We start from the raw sequence: 21,001 nt of genomic DNA, 5'->3' as shown, positions 1-21,001 counted from the left end.
AGGGGGTAGCCTTGCCTCCCGTTCGCTGCGAGGGTGTCTCATGCCAGCCAGGATTCTCACCATCGCCCAGCAAAAAGGGGGCGCCGGAAAGACCACCATCGCCGCACAACTCGCTGTCGCCTATGCCCGTTCTGGGCGAAGGGTGGGGTTGCTTGATATCGATCCACAAGGGTCGCTGGCGGCATGGTTTGAAGTCCGCCGTGCCCTGGTCGGTCCCGATGGTGGCGGGATCGCTTTCGTCCAGGCTGCCGGATGGCGGTTGGCGACGGAATTAGAGCGGCTGCGCCGCGATCTTGATCTGGTGCTGATCGATAGCCCGCCCCACGCAGAGACCGAGGTGCGGTTGGCGGTGCGGGCCGCCGATCTGATCCTGGTGCCGGTACAGCCTTCGCCGATGGATTTGTGGGCGACCGGGCCAACGCTTGAGATTGCCCGGCGCGAGAAAACTCCGGCCGTGGTGGTGTTCAACCGAACTCCGGCCAAGAGTAAGCTGGTCGAGGCGGTGCGGCGTAAAATCGCCGAGACCTCTGTCCCCGTTGCCGATTCGGTTCTGGGAAACCGGGTTGCTTTCGCCAGCGCAATGATGGAAGGGCGAGGGGTGCTCGAAAGCCATCCCCGCCACGTCGCGTCGCGAGAAGTGACGGCTTTGGCCGACGAGATCGCGGGACGGCTAGGGCTGGCCTGATCGTTTTCCCTCTGACAGGAGAAGTCACTTTGGATGCCGTCAACGATGTCGAGATTATTTCCCGTGAGACCGTGTTCAAGGGCTATTTCCAGATTGACCGCTATCGTCTGCGCCATCGTACCTTCAAAGGAGATTGGTCGGCCGAACTGGTCCGCGAGGTGTTCGAGCGCGGTCATGCCGTCGCTGTGCTGCTGTACGATCCCGACCGTGACGAAGTGGGGTTGATCGAGCAATTCCGCCCCGGCGCACTGGCCGCGGGATGGAACCCCTGGCTGATCGAATGCGTTGCCGGAATCATCGAGGAGGGCGAGCATCCCGACGACGTGGCCCGGCGCGAAACGCGGGAGGAGGCCGGAGCGGAACCCAGCGCGATGGTCCATGTCGGTGACTATCTGATGACGGCGGGCGGGGCGTCCGAGACTTGTCGCCTGTATTGCGCTCGCGTCGATAGCCGCACGATCTCGGGCCTGCATGGTCTGGAAGCCGAGGGTGAGGATATCCGCACCCATGTCGTTTCTTCCGCCGAAGCGCTGGCGATGGTTCGTGACGGCCGCATCAACAATGCGATGGCGGTGATCGCGCTGCAATGGCTGGCGATGGAAAAGGACCGGCTGCGTCGCGAGTGGGGGCCTTCAGGCACGTAGGAAACGCGCCCCTATTCTCTCAGCCCTCCCCTTGCCGCGTGTCTGCCGGACCGCTAAGGTCTGTGAACGCTTTCTCAGAAAGGGACGTTCGGACCATGTTTCGGGCTTTGCCGGGTTTCCTCTTTGTGCTGCCGTTGTTGCTGCTGTCTTTTTCGATGGCGGCTTTGGCCGGGGATTCCCCTCGTCCGGGTGATACCGTTCCTGCGCGGCTAGAGGCTGCCCGCGCGGCCCATGCCCGTGGCGATTTGGCTCGCGCCGCCGTCGAGCTGGAAGCGGCGATCGTCGATCTTCATGCCCGTGTCGGGGCAGCGCTGGCCGAGTGTCTGCCGCCGCCGCCATCGGGCTGGACAGCCGAGCAACCAGAGACTCAAGGGTTGTTCAATGCGGGGGGCGGGCTGTCGGTCAGCCGGGCCTATGCCCGCGAAGATGCCAGCTTCAACGCCCTGCTGATTCTCGACAGCCCGGCTGTCGTTGCCGCCGCCGCTCAGTTTCATCCGGCGACGGCATTGCCGACCAATGTTCGCCGTCTGCATCTTGGCCAGGAGGAGGCGCTGCTGCGGTGGGATTCCGCGACCCGTTCGGGCGAAATCACCCTGGTGCTGGGATCGCGTGTTTTGTTGCAGATCGAAGGTGACGGCATCGCGTCGGGCGAGCAACTGGTCGAGGTGGCCAAGGGGTGGAACCTCGCTTCGATCCGCAAGCTTGTCGGGGTATGACGGACGCCTGGGCTGTTTTCCTTCCATGAGTCCGGCCCTTTCGCCCGCCATCGTCTCTGAAGGCGGGCTTTTTTCTCATCGGGGCAATTTTTAACGCATGGGATGCCCCATATCTTCCGTACAAGCCCAGTGAGGAATGTACGGTCGAGGGAGATGTGTTGGAGCAGAACGGCGGGAACCCGACGATTGGGATCGACGCCGCTGGCGACGATGATCTTCTCCGTGCCGCTTCCCTGGGGGATCGGGGGGCGTTCGCGGTATTGATGGAGCGCCATGCACGCCCGATGCTGACCCTGGCCACCCGTGTTACCCGTAATGCGGACGAGGCCGACGAAATCGTACAGGACGCGTTTCTGAAAGTCTGGAAGATGGCTCCGCGCTGGGAACCTGATCGAGAGGCAAAATTCTCTACGTGGCTCTATCGGGTGGTGCTGAACGCCAGCCTGGATGTCCGACGGCGCGCTCGCTACGCTCCGCTGGAGGAGGCCGGCGATCCGGTTGACACGGCCCCTGGCGGGCTTGACCTTGCCGTTGCTCACCAGCGCGACCGCTTGGTCTCTCAGGCATTGGACGATATTCCAAACCGTCAGCGCGCGGCCTTGTCGCTTCATTACTATGCCGGAATGAGTGCGCCGCAGGCCGCAAAGATCATGGAATTAACGGTACCCGCAGTCGAATCTTTGCTGGTCCGGGGAAAACGGGCTCTGCGATCGGCCCTGGCTCGGCGCGGCATTACCGGGATCGGAGACGTGACATGAACGAATTCGACATTGATAGGCTGATGCGCAGCGATGCGGCTCGCTTCGAAGCCTCGTCTGCCCGCGCCAGCAAGGTCGTCGCCGGAGTGCTTGCCCGGTTGCCAGACCGCGCTCCGTTGCGCCCTTCCTTTCTGTCCTTATGTCTGGCGATCCTGGCACCATTCACTCGCTTGGCCGTGCCAATGGCCGCCGCGGCGGTGTTAGGGGTGATCGTCGGTCAGGATCTTCTTGCCGCTCAGACGCCGATCCGTTTTGCCGAGATGCTGACCACAGCGTCGGTTGACATAGCAGGGTTATGATGGGGATCGTGATTCCGACGAAATGGGTTCTAACGGCGTCTCTGGCGCTCAACGTCTTTCTGGGGACCGTGTTGGTGGTGGTCTATCGTCCCAACCACCCGCCGCCCCCCGGAATCACCGAGATAGCAGAGCGGATCGCTGTGACTCTGCCGTCTGCCGATGCGGCCATCCTGCGCGAGGTTGTTGCCGTGCGCGCTCCCGAGATCGAGAGCGGCCATCGTACCTTGCGTGCTTTTCCCGACCAGGTTCGCGCCGTGCTGGGGATGAGCGATTTTGAACCGGGCGCACTGCGTCAGCTGTTCACCGAGTTCTCGGCCGCTCGTCAGCGGATGGACGATGCCTTGGCGGCTTTGGTGATCGAGGCAGCGACCCGAATGTCGCACGAGGGCCGCGCCGCGATTTCGCGTTGGAACCCGCCCCCGCCTCCGCCGCCACCGTTCGGTCACAACGGTCCGTCGCCTTTTGGCGGCAATGGACCACCTCCGCCGCCTCCGCCAGAAAGGTGATGTCCGGGCGTTTCCTCCTTCTTCGTTTCGACTAAGAAACGTAATAATCGACGTTCCATCGGGCCTTGTTTCGGATTCGGAACAAGTTTGGGCGGGAGCTGCCTGCCAATGCAGATGAAATCGTCGCCCGGAGAGGCGAAAACGACTTCATCTTGACAGAACCCCGCCGATCAGGTCGTGCCAACCATTGCCTGAAGCCGGGCGCTGGCGCTATGGTGACAATGGAGATGTGCGGGTTTTCCACACATCGGGGATTTGGGTTCATCAAGAGGGGAATCAGATGGGTCTGTTTTCGGATCTCAAGAAGAAGGCGTCCGACGCCCTGAACCAGGCGTTGGTCGAGCATCCGGAGTACAAGGAGCGGGCGGTGAAGGCGGCCGGAGAACTTCAGGCCCTGGGTCAGAAAGCCGCGGATGAACTGTCGAAGAAGGCTCCGGCAGTCAAAGACGCTCTGAACGCAGGTACGTTGAAGGCTGTCGAGCTTGGGCAGAAGGCGGTTGACGCTTTGCCGCCGGCGATCGAGAGCCTGAAGGGCACCCTGGCGAACGTTCAGGCCAAGGTTGCGAAAGACGGGGCCGAGCGCAAGTAGTCCCATAAGGTCCGTTCCGGCGCGGTGCCCTGGGGAAGGGCTGTCGCGCCGGAGAGGACCGGGGCATCATGACCGGCTGCCATTGCGGCGGCGGTCGGCCCAACTCAACGTAACTTTCAGCCCCCCCCAATCCGACCGTCCAAATCCCAATTCCAGGCCGGACAATGCCGCCAGATCGGCGACAATCGCCAGCCCCAGGCCCGAGCCGGGAGCCGATTCGTCGAGGCGGGCACCGCGTTGGGTCGCGATCTCGCTTTCTTCTGGCGAGAGACCGCGCCCGTCATCCTCGACGGTCAGAGAGGTCGCGGTAGCAGTGACCTTTACCCGCCGTGTTGTCCACTTGCAGGCATTATCCATCAGATTGCCGAGGATTTCGGCGAGATCGTCGCGAGCGATCGGAGCCAGAGCGTCGGCGGCGCATTCCAATTCGATGGAAAGGTCGCGTCCGGCGTGAATCCGCACCAGCGCCGCTTTGATCTCGGCGGCGACCTCGGCCACCGCGACACGGGCGGCGAGACTGCCGGACGGAGCCGCCTCGGCGCGGGCACGCGACAGATGGACATCGATCAGCCGGTTGACCCGTGCGATCTGGCCTGACAGAACGGCGCGGTCGGGCTGGGAGGCTCCCAGTTCGGCCTCGATCACCGCCAGCGGGGTCTTCAGCCCATGGGCAAGGTTGCCGACATGGGTGCGGGCGCGGGCGATCATCCGTTCGTCGTGATCGAGCACTTCGTTCACTGCCGCGACCAGGGGCGCGACTTCGCGCGGATAGTGCCCGTGCAGCCGTCCGCCGCGCTGGCGCAGGTTGTCCAACGCCAGGGCCAATTGTCCGAGTGGGCGCAGCCCGTAGCCGACCTGAAGCGCGACCGCCGCAATCAATCCTACCCCCAACCCTCCCAGCGCCAGGGTCAACAGCAGATTGAAGCCGCGCACCTCGTTATCGACTTCTTGGCGGCTGGCCGAAACTGACAGGTGAAGCAGGCGCTCGCTGCCGGGAAAGACCAGATCGCGCTCGGCGGTTTCCAGCGCCTCGCCCCGTGGGCCGATGTCTTGGCGGAACAGGACCACGCCCTCGGTGGCGGGAGTGGAGACGGGCAGGGCGAAATCCCACAACGAACGGGAGCGTGCCCGCACCGTCTCTCCGTCCGAGACCTGCCAATACCAGCCGGAATAAGGCAGGTCGAATCGAGGCTCGCCGACGGGGCGCCCGACGCCGACCGTGCCGGCGGAGTTGATCTCTACCACCGCCGCCAGCGCTCGCAAATGCGCTCTTAGCCGTTCGTGGAAGCTGGCTTCGACGGCGTTGCTGAAGGCGTTGCCGAGAATCCAGCCCCCCAGCGCCATCGCCAGAACCAGCCATAGCGCCGCCCCCAGGATCAGGCGTGACCGGAGCGACCGGGAACTGCTCATCTCCGGCTTATCCGGCATCGGCGGGAGGTTGCAGCCGCCAGCCCTGGCCACGCAAGGTATGGATCAGCTCGATTCCCAGCTTGCGTCTGATCCGTGCGACCAGAACGTCGATGACGTTGGATTCAGGGTCGGCGTCGCGATCATAAACATGTTCGGACAATTCGGAGCGCCCAACCACCCGGCCCTGGTGATGGGCGAGGTAGGAGAGGATACGGAATTCCTGCGCCGTCAACGTGACCGGCATACCGTCCAGGCTGACCCGTCCGCCCAAAGTATCGAGCCGCAGCGGCCCGCATACGATTTCGGGGGATGCGTGACCGGCGGCGCGGCGGATCAGAGCGCGGATGCGGGCCACCACCTCTTCCATCTCGAATGGTTTGGTGACGTAATCGTCGGCTCCGGCGGCGAAGGCGGCTGCTTTTTCGGCCCAGCGGTTGCGGGCGGTCAGCACCAGGACCGGCAGGGTCCGCCCGGCACCTCGCCAGCGGCTTAGGATACTGACCCCATCGAGCTTGGGCAGGCCGAGATCGAGCACGGCAGCGTCATAGGGTTCTGTATCGCCGAGGAACCACCCCTCTTCTCCGTCATAGGCGGTATCGACGACCAGACCGGCAGCTTCCAGCGCCTGTTCCAGTCGCAGCGTTAATTGCGGTTCGTCCTCGACCACCAGGACCCTCATCGCCGCTCCTTGCTCTTCAACAAAGTGCCGTCCGCAGCGTCATAGAGCAGCTTGCGCATCCTCCCGTCGCGGCCGATCAGCTTGATCTCGTAAACCGGGCGGCCATGGTGGTCGTCCAGTTCGGCTTCGATCAACTCGCCCCCGAACTCGCGGTCAACGCGGTCGAGAATCTTCGCCAGTGGCATGATTTCTCCGGCCAGGACCGAGCGGCGAACCCAATCATGCTCATCGTCGTGGTCGCGGCCGTGACCCTCTGCGCGAACCGGCGAGGCCGTCAGTAGCGTCATCGCCAGCAGAAGGGCAAAAATTGCTTTCATGGACCAACCCTTAAGCTCCTCGCCATGAACCAGGCATGAACCGATCCGTCACCGATGGTTCAGCCTGCCAAGCCTATGGTCGCTCTAGTTCACACCGCGGACAAGGAGAACCGCAATGCTTGGCAAGATGATCCTGCAAGGACTGGGTGCGGCGGCGATCGTCGCGACTGCCGCCTCTGTCTATTCCGCTTCGGCCCAGACCGGAAGCGGTGCCGCTCCCGCCACGATTCAGTCGGCTCCCTTAGCTTCGGTCGATACCGGCTATCTTCCGGCCGATCGCGGCGGCAAGGCGTCGGACCAGACCAAATCTCGCCGCTCGCATCATGACGATGACGATGATGACGACGATCACCACGGGCGTCACCACGACCGCCGCGACTCGGGCGACCGGGACGGGCGTAAATGAACGCCCCCCGCTCCGGTCCCGGACGTTGGGAATTGCCCGCGCTCCGGCTGTGGCACGCCGCCCTGGCCGGGGGCTTCCTGGTCGCCTGGCTTACCGCTGACGAAGATACGTACCGCATGCATGTCTTCGCGGGCTACTGGGTGTTGATCGCCGTGGCGCTGCGGCTGGGACTGGCAGCGATCGGAACACCGCGCGGGCCGTTGGCCCTGGTGCGTCCTGGGCGGTCGCGCCTGATGATCTGGATGGGAGGTATCTTGATGACGATGGTTGGAGCCGCCGCCTTGTCTGGAGTGGTCGCCGATGCGGTGACCTCAGTCGAGGATCTGCACGAAGGACTATCCGAGGGCGGTTTGTGGCTGATCCCTGCCCATGCCGTGCTGGTCGCCTGGGTCTTCCAGGGGAAGCGGCTGCGCGAGAAGGTGCTGAGTACGATCCGTCCTTCAGTCGTGCCGATGCTGGTTCTGCTTGGACTTGTGGCGGCTTCGCCGGCTTATGCCGTCGATCCTGCCCGCGATGCGATCCTGGCGACCTATGCCGCTGCGGCAAAGGCAGCAGACGGGACTTTCGGCGGCTTTTCGGCGGCGCGGGGTGAACAGATCTACCGGGCGCGCAATACCGTCAATCCAGATTTCCCGTCCTGCGCCACCTGCCACACCGACGATCCGACCCGGCCCGGCCGCCATGCCAAGACCGGACGTGAGATCGCCCCGGCGGCGGTGTCGGCCAACCCGAAGCGTTTTACCGATGCCGAAAAGGTCGAGGAGCGTTTCAACCGCGATTGCAAGACGGTGTTGGGTCGCGAATGCTCTGCCCGCGACCGGGGCGACTTCATCACCTTTCTGGCCTCTAAATAAGGAATTAGACCATGAGATCGATCGTCGTGGGGGCGGGGCTGCTCTTGTCGCTGACTGCCCCGGCCTTGGCCGACCGGGTTGCGCCCCTGACCGACCCGGTAACTCTTAAAGCGTGTGGAGAGTGCCATATGGCCTTTCAGCCCGATTTCCTTCCGGCTCGGTCATGGGCGCGGATGATGGATACCCTGGACAACCATTTCGGTGAATCCGCCGCGATGGCTCCCGACAAAGCCGCTCATATCCGCCGGGTACTGGAAGACGGAGCGGCCGATCGTGTTGGCGGCAAGGTCGCCGGACGCTTTCTCCGCTGGGTCGCACCGGGGGGGACACCGCAGCGAATTACCGAGAATCCGGCGTTTTTGCGTAAGCACGATTTCCCGGAATCGGAGTGGGCCAGGCCCGAGGTGAAGGCGAAATCCAACTGCCCCGCCTGCCATAAGCGGGCCGAGCGTGGCGATTATGAGGAAGACTGATTCGGTTGCGTGCGATTCTGCCTGGAGAGGGGCAGGGTTGCGCGCAAATACAGAGTGACCGTTCTGGCTCCCGGACGCCGGCAGTGTATACTGAGGCCTGTTTTCCCCCGGAGGGCACGGATGAGACGGTGTCGTGGATTGGTCTTGGCGGGTATGGTCGCCGGGGTGTTGCCGTTTGCCTCGGTGGCGCAAGCGTTTCCAGCCGAGTTGGAATCCCACCGCGCGACCTATCGGATGGGGCTGTCCACCGCCCGTTCCGGTAGCGGCATGGCCAATGCCGGGGGTGTGTGGACCTATCAGTTCAATAACACCTGCGACGGCTGGGTAACTGAATTTCGGTTGGCGATCACCTATTCCTATTCCGAGGGTGGTCAGGTCGAGACCACCACCGATTTCCTGGGATGGGAGTCCAAGGATGGGCTGCGCTATCGCTTCCGCGTCCGTCAGATCCGGGATGGTCAGGTCGTCGAGGAAGTCGAAGGCACCGCGAAACTGAACGGGCGCGGCCAAGGCGGCACGGCCCGCTTCACCCGGCCCGAGGCTCATGTCGTTCGCCTGCCGAAGGGCACGCTGTTCCCGACCGCGCACACCATTAACCTGTTGGCCTTGGCCGAACGGGGAGGGCTGTCGTTGACGCGGCCGCTGTTCGATGGTCAGGGCGACGAAGGGCCGTTCGAGACCAGCGCTCGTATCGGGCGGGTGGTGGCGACGCCACCGTCGCCACCGGCGGTAGCGTCCAGCCCGTTGTTGAATTCTCCGGCATGGCCGATGCGGATGGCGTTCTTCCCCACCGGCAGCCACGACCCCTTGCCGGAATTCGAAATGTCGCTGACCTATCACGCCAATGGAGTGGCCCAGGATATCGAGCAGATATTCCGGACCTTCAGCCTGCGCGGCCAGCTCGAATCGATCGAGTCGTTGCCGCGCCCGCATTGCTGAGGGCCGCCTCCATCGTCCGAGAAATTAAGGAGTCTGTCCGGTGGTCTCTTCTCCCAACGGGTCCGCAGAAGCGGATATCGAGTTTCTGCGTACAGCCGTAGCCTCCTGTCGTGCCGATCCGACGGCGGCACCGAAAACGCTGGCTTCGGCTTTGAACGATCTGGCCGGGCGGCTGTACGGGCTTGATCGGCTAGACGAGGCGCTGGTGGTTTCCGACGAAGCGGTCGAGGCCGCCAAACTGGCGATGGTCGATTCTCCCGATTCCGCCCGCTATGTGCTGGTGTCGGCTCAGATCAACCGCGCCGGGGGGTGGCTGCGGCAAGGCGATGTCGTTCAGGCGGGGGAAGGGTTGGCGGAGGCCGCCGATATCTTCCGCCAGGGCGGCGCGGCCGGGCAGCCTTATCTCGGCCCGATGATCGAGGCGCTGCACCGCGCGGCGCTGGCGTTCTCCGAGATTGGGCACTGGGATCTGGCGGTGCGGATGCGCCGGTTGACGCTGGACCTGTTCGGCGAGGCGCCGCCAGCTCCCGCGGTGCAGATTCTATCTTTGACCCTGGTGCAGGCGTCGAACGCGGCGGCCGGGCGTGACGAGGCGGCGTTGGCTCTGGTTCTGGCCGAGGAAGCGGTCGGTCTGGCCCGTTTGCTGACCCAGACCGAAGCTGGCGGCTTCCGCCTGCTGCTCGCCCAGTCCCTAGGCAATTTGGCCGGTTGTCGGCATCGTGTCGGTAAGGCGGAGGAGGGGTTGGCCTCAGCGTTGGAGGCGGTCGATCTGCTCCACGCCTTGGTCCCTGACAACCCACTGGCGGCGGTGCCGTCTCTGGTGCTGACCCTGGAAAGCCTGTCGGCAATCCTGACCAGCCTCGGCCTGACAGATCAGGCCGCCTCGGTTGAGGCCCAACTTGAGGTTCTGCGTGACAGTCTGGCTCGTCTGCCCCCCGCATAGGGGGAAGACGAGCCTTTACTCTTATGCGGTGCGGATTTCCGAGATGAACCCAGCCACTTCGCGGGCGAGTTGGTCGGACGCCTGCTGTAGGCCGGTGGCGGCACCGAACACCTGATCGGACATCAGCTTGGTTTCTTCGGCGGCGGCCGCGACCTGCTCGACATTTTCGGCGGCGGCGGCGGTGCCTTGGGCTGCCTGCTGGACCGAGCGAGCGATTTCGCTGGTGGCGGCACCCTGTTCCTCGACGGCGGCGGCGATGGCCGACGACAATTCACTAATATTCTCGATTGTTCCAGAGATCGAGCGGATGGCCGACACTGCCGCCTTGGTCTCGTTCTGGATTTCGGTGACCTGAAGCCCGATATCCTCGGTGGCGCGCGATGTCTGGTTGGCGAGGTGCTTGACCTCGCCCGCGACGACGGCAAAGCCCTTGCCCGCTTCTCCGGCCCGAGCCGCCTCGATCGTGGCGTTCAGCGCGAGCAGATTAGTCTGGGCCGCAATGTCGTTGATCAGCTTGACCACTTCGCCGATCTTCTGTGCGGCTTCGGCCAGTCCTTGGACCATCTGGTCGGTCTCGCTGGCCTGACGCACGGCATCGCTGGCGATGCTGGCGGCGTGGGTGACCTGGCGGGAAATCTCTGAGACCGAGGACGAAAGTTCATGGGTGGCGGCCGAAACCGCCTGGACGTTCGACGTGACCTGATTGGTCATTGAGGTAACGTTGCCAGACTGGACCATCGTCTGCTCGGCATTGTGGGACAGGGTTTGGGCATTGCCGAGCAAAGACCCGGACGAGATCTCGATCAGATCGACCACACCCTTGACCCGTTCTTCCAGCGAGTTGGCGACGCGATTCAACTCGGCATGACGAATTTCTTCTGATTGGCGGTCAAGCTCGGCTTTTTCCAGTTGGCTATAGCCCAGCTTGGCCTTTAGCGCCCGCAGTAGCGAACTCAACTGGTTGAATTCCTCGACGCTGGCCGGAGGGATGTTGTGGGTGAGATTACCGCCTGCGATGGCGTCGAAATGACGCTCCATCTCGGTCATCGGCCGTCGTACGGTGCGTATCAGCCAGAGTCCCAGTACGACCGACAGTCCAATAGATACAATCATTGCAATTATAACTGCCAGACCGAGCCGGGTGGAGCGGATGTCTGCGGCGGCATAGGCCGAGGCGGCATCGATCTTCTGGTAGTCAATCAGTTCGGTCAGAACGTCTCGGGTCGCATTGAATTTGGGAACCAGTTTCGAGACCATTACTTCGGCCAGGGCCTGACTGTCGCCTTTGGCGGCCAGAGCCAAAGCGGGGGCAACGGCTTCCCGCCGTAAATCTTCGCGGGCTTGGGCGAATTTGACGATCAGCCGCTTTTCCTCTGCCGAAGAATTCATTTTTGCAGTGACGCTGTTCCAGCGATTGGTGTTATCGGCGATGTTGGCTTCAATCTTGGCAAGCCGGTTACCGACCGGGGCTTGCTGATAGCCGCTCAGAAGCTCCATCGTGGCCAGGGTCAGTTGGACATGGCTGTCTTGCATCTGATTGGCCAGATCGGCCAGGGCGATCGCGGTTTCTGTATTGCCGTGATAGACTTCTTCGAGGTCGAGGTGATTGCTCCGCATCCCAAAAGTGCCCATCCCGCCGATCAGCAAAATCAGCAGTCCCAGGGTTCCCAGTACCGCCCCCAGGCGTCCGGCAATGCTGTTGCGCAGACGATCGATTCGCCCGGACAAGCGACGGGACACAACCCGCCCGTCCTGAATCGCCATTCCTTTGGCGTTGCCGGTGCGGAACATTTCATAGGCGCGTTCGGCGGCAGCGACCTGTTGGCGCGATGGTTTCGAGCGAATCGAGATAAAACCGGTTACCTGATTCCGCTCGACGATCGGCGTGATGTTGGCGCGGACCCAATAGAAATCGCCGGTCTTGGTCCGGTTCTTGACGAAGCTTTCCCATGGCCGCCCGGACTTGATCGTCTGCCACATGTCGGCAAAGGCTTCTTTCGGCATGTGGGGGTGGCGGACAAGATTATGAGGCGAGCCGATCAACTCGTCTTCGGTAAAGCCGCTGATATCGACGAAGGCCTTGTTGACGAAGGTGATCCGTCCGCCGGGATCGGTCTTTGACACGAGGAGATCGTCTTCGTTCAGCTCGATCTCATGATTCGTCACGGGACCATTATCGCGCATCGGAAAGAACCTTCCGTCGTGTCATTAGAGGGGGACGTTTCAATGAGGTTCCCGGCAAGGGCATACGGGAGACCCTCTGCATAAGCACCTTGCATATGACCTTGGTTAGTATGAAAATCAATGCCATTCTCGAAATCAGCGGTCAACATTGTGACTGCCTTGGCGGCGCGGCCGCCGCCTGATATAGCTCGCAGCCATGACCGAAGTTAGCATCCTCACCGTATCACCCGACGACGCGGATATCCGCGTCGATCGCTGGTTTAAACGCCATTTCCCCACCGTCAGCCATGGGCTGCTGGAAAAGTGGCTGCGCACCGGGCAGGTGCGGGTCGATGGGGGCCGGGTTAAGGCCAGCCAGCGCCTGAGCACCGGACAGAAGGTGCGCGTGCCGCCGCTGCCGGTTGGACCGGCGCCGGTGGTTCAGGCTCCGCGTCCGACGGTCGATGAGCGCACCGCCCGTGCGCTGCGCGACGCCGTTCTGTATATCGATGACGACGTTATCGTTCTCAATAAGCCGCCGGGTCTGGCTGTTCAGGGCGGCACCGGCATGGCCGACAACCATCTCGACGCGATGTTGGATGTGTTGCGCTTCGACGCGCCCGACCGGCCGCGTCTGGTCCATCGCCTCGACAAGGACACTTCGGGCGTATTGCTGCTTGGCCGCTCGGTCGGAGCCACCGCCAAGCTGGCAGCCCTGTTCAAAAGCCGTTCGGCCCAGAAATGCTATTGGGCATTGGTCGCGGGCGTGCCCAAGTTGCGCCAGGGTCGTATCGACGCGCCGCTGGGCAAGCTGGGCGGAAAAGGCGTCGAGAAGATGGGGGTGGACGAGGAAGATGGTCGTCACGCCGTCACGTATTACCGAATCGTCGATTCTGCGCTGAAGCGTGCCGCGTGGCTGGAGATGGAACCCCGTACCGGCCGGACCCACCAACTGCGGGCGCATTGCCTGCTGCTTGGCACCCCTATTCTGGGCGACGGCAAATATGGCGGCAAGGACGCGATGATCGAGGGCTTCGGCCTGTCGCGCAAGCTGCATCTGCACGCAAGAGCGTTGCGGCTGCCCCATCCCCGCACCGGCAAACGGCTGGAGGTGGTCGCGCCATTGCCAGCTCATTTCAAGACCGGGTTCGACCTGTTCGGTTTTACCGAGGTCAGCGCCGGCGCTCCTTTCGATGCGTTTGAAGTAGACTGATCCACGCTTCTATCCTGGGTGCGACCAAATAAAAAAGGCCCCTCCCGTGCGGGAGGGGCCTTCGTTATGTCCGGTTGCCCGGTCTCCGGCTACTCGCGACGTTCGCCGAACAGCTGGAGCAGGAAGGTGAACATGTTGATGAAGTCCATGTACAGGGACAGAGCACCCATCACCGCCGTCTTGGTGCCAGCGTCGCCGTAATTAGCGCCTTCCCAATACATTTCCTTGATGCGCTGGGTGTCGAAGGCCGTCAGACCGGCGAAGATCAGCACGCCTGCGGCCGAGATGACGAACTGCATCATCGTGCTTTGCAGGAAGATGTTGACGATGCCAGCGATCAGCAGGCCGATCACACCCATGAACAGGAAGCTGCCGAGGCCCGACAGATCCTTCTTGGTCGTGTAGCCGTACAGGCTAAGGGCGGCGAAAGCGGCAGCGGTGATGAAGAAGGTCCGCGCCACCGAGGCGCCGGTGTAGATCAGGAACACCGACGACAGCGAGGCACCCATCAGCGCCGCGAAGACCCAGAACAGGGCCGAGGCGGTCGTCCCCCGAATGTGTTCGATTCGGGCGCTGAGGAAGAACACGAAGCCGATCGGGGCCAGCATCACCACCCACTTCAGCGGGGTGCCGAAGATGGCCTGGGTCAACACGGGGGTCGAGGCCACCAACAAGGCGACGATACCGGTCAAGGCCAGCCCCGAGGCCATGTAATTGTAGACCCGGAGCATGTACTGCCGCAGGCCCACATCGATCTGGGCCGCCTGGGCCTGGGCGGGGGTCATATATCTGCGGTCTGTTCCGAAGGACATTGTCGTTCCTTTGACGGGTGAGGTTGATCCTGGCCTAAATATGGGCGAGTCTCAAAACGAATCAAGTTACGGTAATTGCATACACCGTTTACATCGTCGGCACTATTCCTCTCGCAGGAGCGGCGCGGCCTTGACCCGCAATGCCTGCCAAGTTCCAGCATAGCCTGCGATCAAGGCGGCGACCATGCATCCGGCCAGGGTGGAGATCGTCAGGCCGGGCAGGAAGACCCAGTTCATCTTCATCACCAGCGACAGCAACGCCCAAGATGCGCCCTGAGCGACCGCCGCCGCCGCCAGCCCGGTTCCTAAACCGATCAGGCCGAATTCGATCAGATAGGCGCGGCGGATTTGGGCACGGGAGGCTCCCAGTACTTTCAACACCACAGATTCCCAGACCCGGCGGCGGTGACCGGCCATCACCGCTCCGGCCAGAACCATCGCTCCGGCGGCCAGGGTAACCGCTGCTGCGGCTCGTACCGCCAGATCGGCCTGATTGATGACGTTCCGCGCCGTCTCCAGCGCTTCCTTGACCCGGATCGCCGAGATGTTAGGCAGGCGGTCGGTGACCGCCTTTTCAATGGCAAGATCGTTGCCACTGCCGCCGCGCAAGGTGGCGATCACGGTATAGGGAGCGCCGTCCAGCGCCCCCGGCGAGATCAGGAACGCGAAATTCATCGACAGGCTGCTCCAATCGATGTCTCGCAATGAGGCGACTTCGGCCTCGATCTCTCGCCCCAATACGTTCAGCCCAACGCGGTCGCCGACCGAGATGCCAAATCCTTTTGCCACGGTGCGATCAACCGAAACCAGCGGTGGGCCGTTATAATCGGCAGGCCACCACGTTCCCTTGGCCAGCCGGGTGCCCGGCGGCGGCACGATCGCGGTGGACAGGCCGCGATCGCCCCGTGCTGCCCAGGCGACATCGGGAGCAACATGAGCGGCCTCGATCGGGACGCCCTTGATTGCGCTGATCCGGCCCCGCACCATCGGCGCGGTCTCTAATATCGCGGAGGGATCGGTAGCGGCGACGGTCTGCCGTAAAGGTTCGACCTGATCGGGCTGAACGTCGATGAAGAAATAACTGGGGGCGACGTGGGGCAGGCGGCGGCCAAACTGGTCGGCCAGATTGCCTTCGACCAGCGCGATTGTCACCAGCACCGACAATCCCAATCCCAGCGACAGCACCATTCCCACCACTGCCGAGCCTGGGCGGTGGAGGTTGGCTAACGCCATTCGCCATTCCGGCCCGATCAGTCTGCCGTGGCGGGTGGTCGCCAGCGCGGCGACATACGATAATGCCCAGGCCAGAGCGCGGAACAGCGCGAGGACGGCGATGGCGACGACGACGAACCCGGCGGCCAGCGGCTTGCTGCCCGAGGACAGCACTGTCAACGCAGCCAGCCCTGCCGAGGCCAGCCCCAGCGCCAGCAATGTGGGGCGGTCGGACCATAATCCGGCGACAGAGCCGTTCGGCGCGATCCGCTGGCGAAACAGCATCGCGGCGGGGACACGACGGGCACGGCCCAATGGAGCCAGGGTGAACACCAGCGCCGACAGCACACCGAATCCAGCGGCGACGGCCAGAGGGGCGGGGAACAGTCCGGCTTTGGCGGGAAGGGGGAGGGCGTCTCCGGCGAAGGCGATCGCCAGCGGCACCAGAGCCGCGCCCAGGGTCAGTCCGATCAGGATGCCGAGTCCCGCCATCAGGCCGACCAGCAGAAGATAGGTGGCAAGGATCAGCCGTGCGGGAGCGCCCAGGCATTTCAGGGTGGCGATGGTGTCGGTGCGGCTGTCGAGATAAGCGCGAACGGCATTGGCGACGCCGATGCCTCCGACCAGCAATGCGGTCAGCCCAACCAGAGTCATGAATGCCGCCACGGTGTCGAGAAAGCGGCCGAGACCCGGTGCCGGTTCCGCCGTGTCGCGGATCTGCCAGGGTGCGTCGGGAAAGCGCTCTGCCAACAAATGGCGCACGTCGGCGGCATCGTTTCCTGGGAATAGCGCTACCCGCACGGTGTGGCGGATCAGACTGCCGGGGCGGACAAGTCCGGTTTCGGTCAAGGCATCGTCGGCGACCATCAGGCGTGGACCAAAGCCCATCGCGTTGGCGATACGGTCGGGTTCGCGCACCAGAATGGCGCGGACTTCAAGTTCGGCATCGCCCAGGTGAAGCCGGTCTCCGGGCGATAGTCCCAACCGGCTGAGAAGGTTGGGATCGGCAACGGCACCCCACCGGCCATTGCGGAGGGCCAGGGCTTCGGCCAGCGGCAGCGCGGGCGACAGTTCGACCTGTCCGATCAGGGGATAGGCGGAATCGACGCCCTTGACTTCGACCAGGGTGCGGTCGCGGTTGCCATCGAGCGAGGCCATTCCTCGCATCTCGATTCCACTGGTGACCGCCCCCATCGAGGACAGCATTGCCATCTGTTCCGGTCCAGGCGGCTGGGCTGGTTGGGCAAAGGCAAGGTCGCCACCGATCAGGGTGCGGGATTGCTCGGAAAGGGCGGTTTCGAATGCGGCGCGCAGGCTGCCTGCGGCGGCGATCGCCGCTACCCCGAGGGCCAGACAGGCAACTAGAAGGCGGAAACCCTTCAGGCCGCCTCGTATTTCACGCAGCGCGAACCGGATGGCGAGGCGGAGGGTACTCATGAGCCGATCCGACCGTCTTCGACCCGAACCGTGCGATGGCAACGTGCCGCCAGTCCGTCATCGTGGGTGACCAGAATGAGAGTGGTGCCGAGGCGGGTGTTCAGATCGAACATTAGTTCGACGATGCCGCGTCCAGTCGCGCCGTCAAGATTGCCGGTCGGTTCGTCGGCCAGCAGGAGGCGGGGCCGGGCGACGATGGCGCGGGCCAGTGCAACCCGCTGCTGCTCGCCGCCTGACATCTGGCCAGGATAATGGCCCTGTCTGGCCGCCAGCCCAACCGTCCCCAGTGCCTCGGCGGCGACTTCGAAGGCATCTGCGCGTCCGGCCAGTTCAAGGGGAACCGCGACGTTTTCCAGCGCGGTCATTGTTGGGATCAGGTGAAACGCCTGGAAAACGATGCCGATGTGGTCGCGACGAAGCCGGGCCAGTCCGTCTTCGTCCAGTTCGGCGAAATCCTGCCCGGCGACGGCGATACGTCCAGAGGTTGGGCGTTCCAGCCCGGCCAGGATCATCAGCAGGGTCGATTTGCCCGAGCCGGACGGGCCGACAATGCCAAGGGTTTCCCCCGCGGCGACCGATAAATCGATCCCGCGCAGAATATCGACCCTTCCAGCAGCCCCGTTCAGGCTGAGGGTGACCGAGTCCAGAACGACAAGCGGTTGGTCGGGAGTGGCGGCGTCGGTCATGGCGGGGAGGGGACTTTCTGAACGGGAAGATGGAGATTGCGATATGGGGAATGCTTGTCGGGAGTCAATCAACGCGGCCATCCGCGCGAAAGCCAAGCGAACGGAGTGAGCGCCGGCGATTGAGGCTATGAACCGAAGCGGAGCGACCGAGGTTCAGGTGACAAACCAGGAACATCCGGGTAATCTCGGGGGATGACAGCCTCTCCCCGTATCCTCATGCCCCAGGTTCCGGTGCTGGTCGCCGGGCTGCGCGGATCCGTTTTGCTTGAAACCGACGGGGAATGTCTCCGCCTTTCACCGTCGCAGGCGGCACAGCGGGCGCGGAGCGATATGCCGTTGGTTTGTCATGGACCGGCGGTGGCGGCGCGGCTGCGGATCGACCGTTTCGACCGCTATGACATTCTGGAACTGTTCGCCTTCGTCCGTCCGGCTCGGTTCTGTTTGCCGACCCCGCGTGGCGTGGCCGAGGCGTTGGGGTTGCTGACACCGCTCGCTCCCGAGGACGAGGCCGAGACGCTTCGGGTCGCCTGTCGCCGCCTGCTGGAGGATTTGTCCGCCGGTCTGGCTGTCGCTTCGGCGCGCCGGGTGGCCGAGGTGCGCGGTCTGGCCTGGATGATGGCGCGCGGCGGTTGGAATTGGGGGGCGCCGGTGCTGGCGGCTCTGGGGGTTGAGGGGGAAGGCGGGCGCGGCATTGCCGCGATCCGGGTGTGGGAGCGACTGCCGGAATGGAACGAGTCCGCTCCCGAGCCTCCGGCCGGATCGCTGCCGGTCGCTCCGGCAGAGGCGCGGGCGCGGCTGGCGGCGATGCTGGGCGAGGGGGCAGAGCAGCGTTCGGGGCAGGCCGATTACGCTTCGGCGGTATCGCAGGCGTTCCTGCCCCGTGACGATGCGGGAGAGCCGCATCTGGTTCTGGCCGAGGCGGGAACCGGCACCGGCAAGACCCTGGGCTATATCGCTCCGGCCAGCCTGTGGGCGGAGCGCAACGGCGCGCCGGTGTGGATCTCGACCCATACCCGCAATCTGCAACGCCAGCTCGATGTCGAGTTGGATCGGCTTTATCCCGATCCGGTGGAGAAAGCCCGGAAGGTGGTGATCCGCAAAGGCCGCGAAAATTACGTCTGCCTGCTGAATTACGAGGAATTCGCACTGCGCGACAATGTTCGTGCCGCTGTTGCCGTCGGTTTGGTGGCGCGTTGGATCGGGTCGACTCGCGATGGCGACATGGTGGGGGGCGATTTTCCCGGATGGCTGGTCGATTTGTTGGGGCGTGGCTCGACGCTGGGGCTGACCGACCGGCGGGGCGAGTGTGTGTTCTCGGCCTGCTTTCATTATCGCAAATGCTTTATCGAGCGGGCGGTGCGCCGTGCCCGTCGTGCCGACATCGTGGTCGCGAACCACGCTTTGGTGATGATTCAGGCGGCGCTGGGCGGGCTGGACGACGGAGCGGTGCCAACCCGGTTGGTCTTCGACGAAGGCCATCATGTCTTCGATGTTGCCGATTCGGCTTTTTCGATGCACCTGACCGGGCTGGAGGGTGTCGAAATGCGCCGCTGGCTGCTGGGACCGGAAGGTGACGGTGGGCGGTCGCGGGCACGAGGTCTATCTCGCCGCGCCGAGGATCTGGTCGGTGGTTCGGAAGAGGCGGCTTTGGCGCTGGATCAGGCTTTGGCCGCAGCTCGTCTTCTGCCCGGCCCTGGCTGGGTACAGCGGTTGTCGGTCGAGGAGCCGCAAGGCCCGGCCGAGATTTTCCTGGCTCAGGTCCGTCGTCAGGTGATGGCCCGTTCCGAAGCTCCCGATTCCGCTTATAGCCTGGAGACAGCGACGCAGCCGCCGGTCGAGGGGCTGGCGGTTGCGGCGCAGCAACTGGCGGCGGCGCTGGTCGGGTTGGAGCAGCCGTTGCAAGTGCTGGCGAAGGCTCTGGCCGCGCTGCTGGACGACGAGGCGGCTGAACTGGACAGTTCGACCCGCTCGCGGATCGAAGGGATTTGTCGAGGCATCCAACGCCGGGTCGTGATGCCGCTTGGCGGTTGGAAGAACATGCTGGCGACTCTTGCCGGTGCGCCAGAGGCCGCCGAAGCGAGTCAGGACACGGCGAAGAATGAGGCGGACCCCGTTGTTTATCCCGACCGTTATGTCGATTGGCTGGCGGTCGAGCGGATCGAGGGGCGCGAGGTCGATATCGGACTTCATCGCCACTGGCTTGACCCGTCTTTTCCCTTTGCCCGTGCCGTGATGGCTCCGGCACATGGGGTCGTGATCACCTCGGCGACGCTGCGCGACGGCTCGGGCGAGCCAGAGGCCGATTGGCGTGCCGCCGAACGGCGGATCGGCGGTTCTCATCTGTCTTCTGCGCCGCTGCGGGCGGCGGTGACTTCGCCCTTCGATTACCCCGCCAGCACCCGCGTCCTGATTGTCACCGATGTCCGCAAGGATGACATGGATCAGGTCGCGGCGGCCTATCGCGAATTGTTTCTGGCCGCGGGCGGTGGCGGTCTCGGCCTATTCACCGCGATCTCGCGCCTGCGCGAGGTGCATCGCCGCATCGGTGGGCCGCTGGAAGATGCCGGTCTGCCGCTGCTGGCCCAGCATGTCGATGCGATGGACACCGCCACCTTGGTCGATATCTTCCGCGCCGAACAGGAATCCTGTCTGTTGGGCACCGACGCGATGCGCGATGGTGTTGACGTGCCCGGCCGTTCGCTGCGGCTGATCGTGTTCGACCGGGTGCCCTGGCCGCGTCCCGATATCCTGCACCGTGCCCGGCGCGATTGTTTCGGCGGGCGGTTCTATGACGACCGCATTACCCGTCTGCGGCTGAAGCAGGCGTTTGGCCGTTTGGTTCGTCGCGCCGACGATCACGGCGTGTTCGTGCTGCTCGATCCGATGATGCCGTCCCGACTGTTCGGTGCGTTCCCCAAGGGCGTTATTCCCGAGCGGGTTGGTCTGGCCGAGGCGGTCAGACGTACTGCCGCCTTCCTCTTTCGCCAGGGGTGAGACGATTTTTTGATTTCGCCCTATTTATTTTGTTGAAGTAACTCCCAATATATTTCTACCTTCTTTTCAGAAAAGTTCCGAAATGGAGCTGGATGCTGTGGGGCGCTGGTCTGGCGTTTGCGATCATGGTGTTGACAAGCGAGGCATGCTCTTTCCGAGTCGTGTCGGAGGTCGAACGTGGGCTGGTCGCGACGGGAGATATCTCCAAGATGGCTGGTTTTGCGCACGATCTGCTTGGTTGTTGCAGACGGCGTGAATGTAGAGAC

General features: G+C 63.6%; 20 protein-coding genes and 2 pseudogenes. 14 read left to right on the top strand and 8 right to left on the bottom strand.

From position 1 onward, the window contains the following. Nucleotides 1-40 precede the first annotated feature (40 nt). The 7 genes from parA to PHAMO_RS02335 all read left to right on the top strand — a co-directional run bounded on the left by parA (nt 41) and on the right by PHAMO_RS02335 (nt 4,197). The gene (gene parA, locus PHAMO_RS02365; protein WP_002726040.1) at nt 41-685 is read left to right on the top strand and encodes a ParA family partition ATPase; all 645 of its coding nucleotides are present in this window, start codon (nt 41-43) and stop codon (nt 683-685) included. 29 nt (nt 686-714) lie between these two features. Then, a complete protein-coding gene (locus PHAMO_RS02360) occupies nt 715-1,329 on the top strand; it encodes an NUDIX domain-containing protein (protein ID WP_002726038.1) in 615 nt (204 codons plus the stop codon). Nucleotides 1,330-1,424: 95 nt separating this feature from the next. Beyond that, nucleotides 1,425-2,045: a hypothetical protein gene (locus PHAMO_RS02355; protein WP_002726036.1), complete on the top strand. Its 621-nt coding sequence runs from the start codon at nt 1,425-1,427 to the stop codon at nt 2,043-2,045. A gap of 155 nt (nt 2,046-2,200) precedes the next feature. After that, nucleotides 2,201-2,803 carry an RNA polymerase sigma factor gene (locus tag PHAMO_RS02350; protein WP_002726034.1) on the top strand — a complete coding sequence of 201 codons (603 nt, stop codon included), beginning with the start codon at nt 2,201-2,203 and terminating at the stop codon, nt 2,801-2,803. Further along, nucleotides 2,800-3,102, top strand: a complete 303-nt coding sequence (locus PHAMO_RS02345) for a hypothetical protein (RefSeq protein ID WP_002726032.1) — start codon at nt 2,800-2,802, stop codon at nt 3,100-3,102. Before PHAMO_RS02350 ends, PHAMO_RS02345 begins: the two co-directional genes overlap by 4 nt. An 8-nt stretch (nt 3,103-3,110) precedes the next feature. Beyond that, the gene (locus PHAMO_RS02340) at nt 3,111-3,608 is read left to right on the top strand and encodes a periplasmic heavy metal sensor (RefSeq protein WP_162136936.1); all 498 of its coding nucleotides are present in this window, start codon (nt 3,111-3,113) and stop codon (nt 3,606-3,608) included. 280 nt (nt 3,609-3,888) lie between these two features. Continuing rightward, a complete protein-coding gene (locus PHAMO_RS02335) occupies nt 3,889-4,197 on the top strand; it encodes a hypothetical protein (protein WP_002726028.1) in 309 nt (102 codons plus the stop codon). A gap of 66 nt (nt 4,198-4,263) precedes the next feature. On the opposite strand, the gene PHAMO_RS02330 is transcribed toward PHAMO_RS02335, so the two are convergent. Genes PHAMO_RS02330 through PHAMO_RS02320 form a run of 3 tightly spaced genes read right to left on the bottom strand, consistent with a single transcriptional unit; the run spans nt 4,264 to nt 6,603 of the window. Further along, nucleotides 4,264-5,607, bottom strand: a complete 1,344-nt coding sequence (locus tag PHAMO_RS02330) for an ATP-binding protein (RefSeq protein ID WP_002726027.1) — start codon at nt 5,605-5,607, stop codon at nt 4,264-4,266. A 7-nt stretch (nt 5,608-5,614) separates the two neighbouring features. Beyond that, the gene (locus PHAMO_RS02325) at nt 5,615-6,286 is read right to left on the bottom strand and encodes a response regulator transcription factor (RefSeq protein WP_002726025.1); all 672 of its coding nucleotides are present in this window, start codon (nt 6,284-6,286) and stop codon (nt 5,615-5,617) included. After that, nucleotides 6,283-6,603: a PepSY domain-containing protein gene (locus PHAMO_RS02320; protein WP_002726024.1), complete on the bottom strand. Its 321-nt coding sequence runs from the start codon at nt 6,601-6,603 to the stop codon at nt 6,283-6,285. The genes PHAMO_RS02325 and PHAMO_RS02320 overlap by 4 nt, the downstream gene beginning before the upstream one ends. 115 nt (nt 6,604-6,718) lie before the next feature. Between PHAMO_RS02320 and PHAMO_RS02315 the strand changes: the two genes are divergently transcribed. The 5 genes from PHAMO_RS02315 to PHAMO_RS02295 all read left to right on the top strand — a co-directional run bounded on the left by PHAMO_RS02315 (nt 6,719) and on the right by PHAMO_RS02295 (nt 10,218). After that, nucleotides 6,719-7,009: a hypothetical protein gene (locus tag PHAMO_RS02315; RefSeq protein ID WP_002726022.1), complete on the top strand. Its 291-nt coding sequence runs from the start codon at nt 6,719-6,721 to the stop codon at nt 7,007-7,009. Beyond that, nucleotides 7,006-7,863 (top strand): DUF1924 domain-containing protein, encoded by an 858-nt coding sequence (locus PHAMO_RS02310; RefSeq protein WP_002726020.1) that lies wholly within the window; start codon nt 7,006-7,008, stop codon nt 7,861-7,863. The genes PHAMO_RS02315 and PHAMO_RS02310 overlap by 4 nt, the downstream gene beginning before the upstream one ends. An 11-nt stretch (nt 7,864-7,874) precedes the next feature. After that, a complete protein-coding gene (locus PHAMO_RS02305; RefSeq protein WP_002726018.1) occupies nt 7,875-8,336 on the top strand; it encodes a diheme cytochrome c in 462 nt (153 codons plus the stop codon). Nucleotides 8,337-8,456: 120 nt separating this feature from the next. Further along, nucleotides 8,457-9,275: a cell envelope integrity EipB family protein gene (locus PHAMO_RS02300; RefSeq protein ID WP_002726016.1), complete on the top strand. Its 819-nt coding sequence runs from the start codon at nt 8,457-8,459 to the stop codon at nt 9,273-9,275. A 40-nt stretch (nt 9,276-9,315) separates the two neighbouring features. Further along, nucleotides 9,316-10,218 (top strand): hypothetical protein, encoded by a 903-nt coding sequence (locus PHAMO_RS02295; protein WP_002726014.1) that lies wholly within the window; start codon nt 9,316-9,318, stop codon nt 10,216-10,218. A gap of 21 nt (nt 10,219-10,239) precedes the next feature. Here PHAMO_RS02295 and PHAMO_RS02290 read toward each other — a convergent pair. Beyond that, nucleotides 10,240-11,907, bottom strand: a pseudogene (locus tag PHAMO_RS02290) (methyl-accepting chemotaxis protein); the annotation flags it as partial. Between the two features lie 165 nt (nt 11,908-12,072). Then, nucleotides 12,073-12,402 (bottom strand): annotated as a pseudogene (locus PHAMO_RS20345) (PAS domain-containing protein); the annotation flags it as partial. Nucleotides 12,403-12,598: 196 nt separating this feature from the next. On the opposite strand from PHAMO_RS20345, the gene PHAMO_RS02285 reads away from it, so the two are divergent. Beyond that, nucleotides 12,599-13,594, top strand: a complete 996-nt coding sequence (locus PHAMO_RS02285; RefSeq protein ID WP_002726010.1) for an RluA family pseudouridine synthase — start codon at nt 12,599-12,601, stop codon at nt 13,592-13,594. A gap of 89 nt (nt 13,595-13,683) precedes the next feature. Here the strand turns inward: PHAMO_RS02285 and PHAMO_RS02280 are convergent, their stop codons facing one another. From PHAMO_RS02280 to PHAMO_RS02270, 3 genes are all read right to left on the bottom strand, one after another. Beyond that, complete coding sequence (locus tag PHAMO_RS02280) at nt 13,684-14,406, bottom strand: Bax inhibitor-1/YccA family protein (RefSeq protein WP_002726008.1); 723 nt, start codon at nt 14,404-14,406, stop codon at nt 13,684-13,686. Nucleotides 14,407-14,508: 102 nt separating this feature from the next. After that, nucleotides 14,509-17,055 carry an ABC transporter permease gene (locus PHAMO_RS02275; protein WP_002726006.1) on the bottom strand — a complete coding sequence of 849 codons (2,547 nt, stop codon included), beginning with the start codon at nt 17,053-17,055 and terminating at the stop codon, nt 14,509-14,511. Continuing rightward, entirely contained in the window at nt 17,052-17,741 is a 690-nt protein-coding gene (locus PHAMO_RS02270; protein ID WP_002726005.1) for an ABC transporter ATP-binding protein, read from the bottom strand. Before PHAMO_RS02270 ends, PHAMO_RS02275 begins: the two co-directional genes overlap by 4 nt. A gap of 192 nt (nt 17,742-17,933) precedes the next feature. Here PHAMO_RS02270 and PHAMO_RS02265 point away from each other — a divergent pair, with 192 nt between their 5' ends. After that, a complete protein-coding gene (locus tag PHAMO_RS02265) occupies nt 17,934-20,735 on the top strand; it encodes an ATP-dependent DNA helicase (protein ID WP_002726004.1) in 2,802 nt (933 codons plus the stop codon). Nucleotides 20,736-21,001 lie beyond the last annotated feature (266 nt).

The sequence above is a fragment of the Magnetospirillum molischianum DSM 120 genome (genome assembly GCF_000294655.1).
GTDB classification, from domain to species: Bacteria; Pseudomonadota; Alphaproteobacteria; order Rhodospirillales; family Magnetospirillaceae; genus Phaeospirillum; species Phaeospirillum molischianum.
The sequence above is the reverse complement of the archived record's forward strand: the minus strand, read 5'-3'. Positions and strand labels throughout refer to the sequence as shown.

Bases quoted from the DNA above. Each gene is read 5' to 3' on its own strand.
- parA (WP_002726040.1), top strand. From the start codon at position 41: ATGCCAGCCAGGATTCTCACCATCGCCCAGCAAAAAGGGGGCGCCGGA.
- PHAMO_RS02355 (WP_002726036.1), top strand. From the start codon at position 1,425: ATGTTTCGGGCTTTGCCGGGTTTCCTCTTTGTGCTGCCGTTGTTGCTG.
- PHAMO_RS02345 (WP_002726032.1), top strand. From the start codon at position 2,800: ATGAACGAATTCGACATTGATAGGCTGATGCGCAGCGATGCGGCTCGC.
- PHAMO_RS02335 (WP_002726028.1), top strand. From the start codon at position 3,889: ATGGGTCTGTTTTCGGATCTCAAGAAGAAGGCGTCCGACGCCCTGAAC.
- PHAMO_RS02330 (WP_002726027.1), bottom strand. From the start codon at position 5,607: ATGAGCAGTTCCCGGTCGCTCCGGTCACGCCTGATCCTGGGGGCGGCG.
- PHAMO_RS02325 (WP_002726025.1), bottom strand. From the start codon at position 6,286: ATGAGGGTCCTGGTGGTCGAGGACGAACCGCAATTAACGCTGCGACTG.
- PHAMO_RS02320 (WP_002726024.1), bottom strand. From the start codon at position 6,603: ATGAAAGCAATTTTTGCCCTTCTGCTGGCGATGACGCTACTGACGGCC.
- PHAMO_RS02315 (WP_002726022.1), top strand. From the start codon at position 6,719: ATGCTTGGCAAGATGATCCTGCAAGGACTGGGTGCGGCGGCGATCGTC.
- PHAMO_RS02310 (WP_002726020.1), top strand. From the start codon at position 7,006: ATGAACGCCCCCCGCTCCGGTCCCGGACGTTGGGAATTGCCCGCGCTC.
- PHAMO_RS02305 (WP_002726018.1), top strand. From the start codon at position 7,875: ATGAGATCGATCGTCGTGGGGGCGGGGCTGCTCTTGTCGCTGACTGCC.
- PHAMO_RS02300 (WP_002726016.1), top strand. From the start codon at position 8,457: ATGAGACGGTGTCGTGGATTGGTCTTGGCGGGTATGGTCGCCGGGGTG.
- PHAMO_RS02285 (WP_002726010.1), top strand. From the start codon at position 12,599: ATGACCGAAGTTAGCATCCTCACCGTATCACCCGACGACGCGGATATC.
- PHAMO_RS02280 (WP_002726008.1), bottom strand. From the start codon at position 14,406: ATGTCCTTCGGAACAGACCGCAGATATATGACCCCCGCCCAGGCCCAG.
- PHAMO_RS02275 (WP_002726006.1), bottom strand. From the start codon at position 17,055: ATGAGTACCCTCCGCCTCGCCATCCGGTTCGCGCTGCGTGAAATACGA.
- PHAMO_RS02270 (WP_002726005.1), bottom strand. From the start codon at position 17,741: ATGACCGACGCCGCCACTCCCGACCAACCGCTTGTCGTTCTGGACTCG.
- PHAMO_RS02265 (WP_002726004.1), top strand. From the start codon at position 17,934: ATGACAGCCTCTCCCCGTATCCTCATGCCCCAGGTTCCGGTGCTGGTC.